The 4,181-nt window shown below is 65.8% G+C and carries 4 protein-coding genes; all 4 read right to left on the reverse strand.

The annotated features are described in order from the left end of the window. Window positions 1-101: 101 nt before the first annotated feature. Window positions 102-914, reverse strand: a complete 813-nt coding sequence (locus tag ACE3TU_RS19780) for a ParA family protein (RefSeq protein WP_374627361.1) — start codon at window positions 912-914, stop codon at window positions 102-104. 21 nt (window positions 915-935) lie between these two features. Continuing rightward, a complete protein-coding gene (gene rsmG, locus ACE3TU_RS19785; protein WP_374627363.1) occupies window positions 936-1,583 on the reverse strand; it encodes a 16S rRNA (guanine(527)-N(7))-methyltransferase RsmG in 648 nt (215 codons plus the stop codon). Beyond that, window positions 1,580-3,451 (reverse strand): tRNA uridine-5-carboxymethylaminomethyl(34) synthesis enzyme MnmG, encoded by a 1,872-nt coding sequence (gene mnmG, locus ACE3TU_RS19790; protein WP_374627365.1) that lies wholly within the window; start codon window positions 3,449-3,451, stop codon window positions 1,580-1,582. Before mnmG ends, rsmG begins: the two co-directional genes overlap by 4 nt. Before the next feature lie 111 nt (window positions 3,452-3,562). Beyond that, window positions 3,563-4,181: GTPase (locus ACE3TU_RS19795; protein ID WP_374627367.1), on the reverse strand; the 619-nt coding region annotated here is incomplete at its 5' end.

Here is a 4,181-nt window from a genome sequence, read left to right on the forward strand (position 1 = left end):
ACGCGAACGGCCCGCATCTTCCACCATGTCAACTCTCCTTCGGGACGCCAACGTAACGACATCGGCGGATGACTCAGAACGGGGGCGAATCGAATCCATTGTCAGGCCGCCCGCAGGACACGCTCGCGCTGGATGATCTCCGAAGCGAGTCGGAGATAGGCCTGGCTGCCGACGCATTTCAGGTCGTAGAGCAGCACCGGCTTGCCGTAGCTCGGCGCCTCGGACACCCGGACGTTGCGGGGAATGATGGTCTGGTAGACCTTGTCGCCCATGAACTGTCGCACGTCGTCGACGACCTGAGCCGAAAGATTGTTTCGTGCGTCATACATGGTCAGCACGATGCCATGGATCGTCAGGCGCGGATTGAGCGTCGCCTTGACCTGCTCGACGGTCTTGATCAGCTGCGACAGGCCCTCCAGCGCGAAGAACTCGCACTGCAGCGGCACCAGAATGGCATCGGCGGCCGTCATCGCATTGATGGTCAAGAGGTTGAGCGACGGCGGGCAGTCGATCAGCACATAGGAATAGTCGGCACCGAGGCTCTCCACCGCACGACGCAATCGGTAGGCCCGATCGCGCTCCGAGGCGATCTCGAGCTCGACGCCGGACAGATCCATGGTCGAGGGCGAGATCGACAGGCGCGGAACAGAGGTCTCCTGAATCGTTTCGGCAAGGGAATGGTCGCCGACGAGGACGCTGTAGGTCGACTTCTGCCGGGACCGACGATCGATGCCGAGGCCCGTCGAGGCGTTGCCCTGCGGATCGAGGTCGAGGATCAGCACCTTTTCGCCGATCGCGGCAAGCGCTGTGCCGAGATTGATGGCGGTCGTGGTCTTGCCGACCCCGCCCTTCTGATTGGCGAGAGCCAGGACGCGTGGGCCCGTCTGGGAAGAGGAGGAAGGCAGCAGTGTCATGACCACGTCCATCAGGTGATGTCAGTCAGTACGACGATCGACCCCCTGGACCACGATGATCCGCCCTTTGAGGTCGGTAACACTCGGCACCGATCTGGGATCGAATGTCCAATATCTAGCGGCTTCAGTCAATTCAGACGCTACATCTTGACCCTTTGGAAAGATCCCGAGCGCCCCAGTTTTCAACAGGGGATTGGCCAGTTCGAGCAGTTTGGCGAGCGGTGCGAGGGCGCGTGCCGTGACCACGTCAGCCTGGCGGAGTTCTGGTCCGACAACATCTTCGATCCGGCGCGCCCAGACCTTGACCGGCAGGCGCATCTGCCGGGACGCCTCCTGCAGGAAGGCAGCCTTGCCCAGCTTGCTTTCAATGCAGTGGATCTGCGCCCCGGGCGTGTCGGCGAGGCAGGCTGCGATCACCAGGGCCGGCAGCCCTCCCCCGGAGCCCATGTCGACCCAGGTCTTCGCGTCGGGCGCGAGCCGCAAGAGCTGGAGGCTGTCGACAATGTGGCGGTCCCAGACCTCACCGAGCGTGTGGGGCGATACCAGGTTCTTGACGGGATTCCAGCGCTTCAGCAGATCGACATAGAGGGCGAGACGCTCGGCCGTTTCACGTGAAACAGGCACGCCTGCCCTTTCAGCGGCAGAATAGGCCTTGTCGAGCGCCGTCATGCAGCGGACCGCATGGTTCGCCGCACCCAGACAGCCAGCAGTGTCAGCGCTGCAGGCGTCATCCCGTCCATCCGCGCGGCCTGCCCGAGCGTCCGGGGACGGTTCGCCTGCAGCTTCAGCCTGATCTCGTTGGACAGACCGGGTATGGCGTCGAGGTCAAGATGCGGGGGGATGGCCAGAGCCTCGTCCCGCTGATGTGCTGCGATCTCGGCTGCCTGGCGGTCGAGATAGACGGCATAATGCGCATCCGTCTCCACCTGAGATGCGACCGCGGGCGGAACGTCGGACAGCTGGGGCCAGACCCGGCAAAGCGTTTCCCAGTCGATATCCGGGCGCGAGAGGAGTTCGAACGCCGATCGACGAACGCCGTCCTGATTCAGGGCGAGGCCCGCTGCAGCGCCCTGATTGGGCGTCACCTGCAAGGCCTCCAGACGGCCGCGCACCGCATCGAGCGCCGCCAACTTGTCACGGAACCGAATCGAGCGCTCGGTCCCGACACAACCCAGAGTCAATCCAAGCGGCGTGAGGCGCTGGTCCGCATTGTCCGCCCGCAAGGCCAGCCGATACTCGGCCCGCGAGGTGAACATGCGGTAGGGCTCGGTAATGCCGCGGGAGGTCAGGTCATCGACCATCACGCCGACATAGCCTTCATGCCGGCCGATGGTGACGCCCTCGCGCCCGGAAGCGCGCAAGGCGGCGTTGATGCCGGCCAGAAGCCCTTGGGCAGCGGCCTCCTCGTAGCCGGTCGTTCCGTTGATCTGGCCCGCCAGAAACAATCGCCCGGCCCGTTGCGACTCCAGCGTTGGCTCCAGTTCTCGCGGATCGACGTGGTCATACTCGATCGCGTAGCCGCAGCGCTTGACCTCGACCCGCTCGAGACCGGGGATGGAGCGCAGGAACGCCAGCTGCACCTCTTCTGGCAATGAGGTCGACAGCCCGTTCGGATAGACGGTGGTGTCGTCCAGGCCCTCGGGCTCGAGGAAGATCTGATGGCCGTCCCGATCGCCAAACCGAACGATCTTGTCCTCGATCGACGGGCAATAGCGTGGCCCGACCCCCTCGATGCGACCGCCATACATGGCGGAGCGGCCGAGATTGTCACGCACGATGGCGTGGGTCGCTGGTGTCGTGCGGGTAATGCCGCAGGTCACCTGGGGATTGGTAATGGCATCGGTCAGGCTCGAGAATGGTTCCAGATCCGAATCGGCCTCCTGCAGCTCTACCCCGGCCCAGTCGATGGAGGCTCCCTCAAGGCGTGCCGGAGTTCCCGTCTTCAGCCTGCCGAGCGCAAAGCCGAAGCGTCCGAGGCTTTCCGACAGGGCGAGGCTCGCCGCGTCGTCGATCCGGCCGGCAGACCAGCTCTTCTCTCCGAGATGGATCACCCCCCGAAGAAACGTACCCGTCGTCAGGACGACGGCGCCAGCCGTCAGCTCGGAACCGTCCGCCAGCCGGACGCCGGTCACCTGCGCAGCGTCCCCCAGGAGAGCCGTGACCTCGCCTGCGACGACCGAAAGACCGGCCTGCACGGCCAGCGCCTTCTGCATCGCCGCCGCATAGAGCTTGCGATCGGCCTGGGTCCGCGGGCCCCGGACGGCCGGTCCCTTGCGACGATTGAGCATGCGGAACTGGATTCCCGCCGCATCGGCGACACGCCCCATCAGGCCATCCAGCGCATCGATCTCCCGGACGAGATGTCCCTTGCCCAGGCCGCCGATTGCCGGATTGCAGGACATGGCCCCGACCGTCTCGGGTCGCTGGGTCACCAGTGCTGTCCGAGCGCCCATGCGCGCGGCTGCGGCGGCCGCCTCGCAGCCCGCATGCCCACCACCGACAACAATGACGTCATATGCCGCAGCGGCCATGGTCATACCGATCCTCGGCGAGGTCTCTATCCCCGGACGCCGTTGCTGGCAACGCCCCGATGATCTCCCCCGAATCGTTGCGTGGGCGAATCGACTGTTTCACGTGAAACGCCGGCCCTACTTTCCAATGCAGAAGGCCGAGAAGAGTTCATCCAGCATGGCCTCGACGCCGACACGGCCCCTGCTTCGCCCCAAGGCTACCAGAGCCTCGCGCAGGTGCTCGGCGACAAGCTCCGCGGCGCTGTCCCAGTCCACAGTCGCGGCGGCGGCACCAAGGGCCGCCTCGACGTCCCGGAAGATGCGGCGATGGCGTTCGTGAACGACAACGACCGGCTCTCCGCCGATCCGCACCGTGGCAAAGTTCGCGAGGGCGCTCAACAGGCCGGCCATGCCCTCGCCGGTCATCGCCGAGATGCGATGCCGTGCCGACGGGTCGGCAGCCACGCCGCGGTCCGCTTGGGTCTGGATGATCCAGCATTCGGCCGGGGCGCCTGGAGGGCGTTCCGCCGGCACGCCGGCCGCCCCGTCCGGTGACAGCCACAGCACGAGATCGGCCGCCTCCATGCGCGCCCGCGAACGGCCAATACCGGCCATCTCGACGGGATCCTCGCTGTCGCGCAGTCCCGCCGTATCGACCACGACCACCGGCACACCGCCGAGGTCGAGGTGAACCTCGATGCTGTCGCGCGTCGTCCCGGCCACAGGCGAGACGATGGCCACGTCGCGTCGCGCCAGG

Origin of the sequence: Devosia sp., assembly GCF_041917035.1 — a bacterium.
In the GTDB taxonomy this organism is placed as follows: Bacteria; Pseudomonadota; Alphaproteobacteria; order Rhizobiales; family Devosiaceae; genus Devosia_A.

Bases quoted from the DNA above. Each gene is read 5' to 3' on its own strand.
- mnmG (WP_374627365.1), bottom strand. From the start codon at position 3,451: ATGACCATGGCCGCTGCGGCATATGACGTCATTGTTGTCGGTGGTGGG.
- ACE3TU_RS19780 (WP_374627361.1), bottom strand. From the start codon at position 914: ATGACACTGCTGCCTTCCTCCTCTTCCCAGACGGGCCCACGCGTCCTG.
- rsmG (WP_374627363.1), bottom strand. From the start codon at position 1,583: ATGACGGCGCTCGACAAGGCCTATTCTGCCGCTGAAAGGGCAGGCGTG.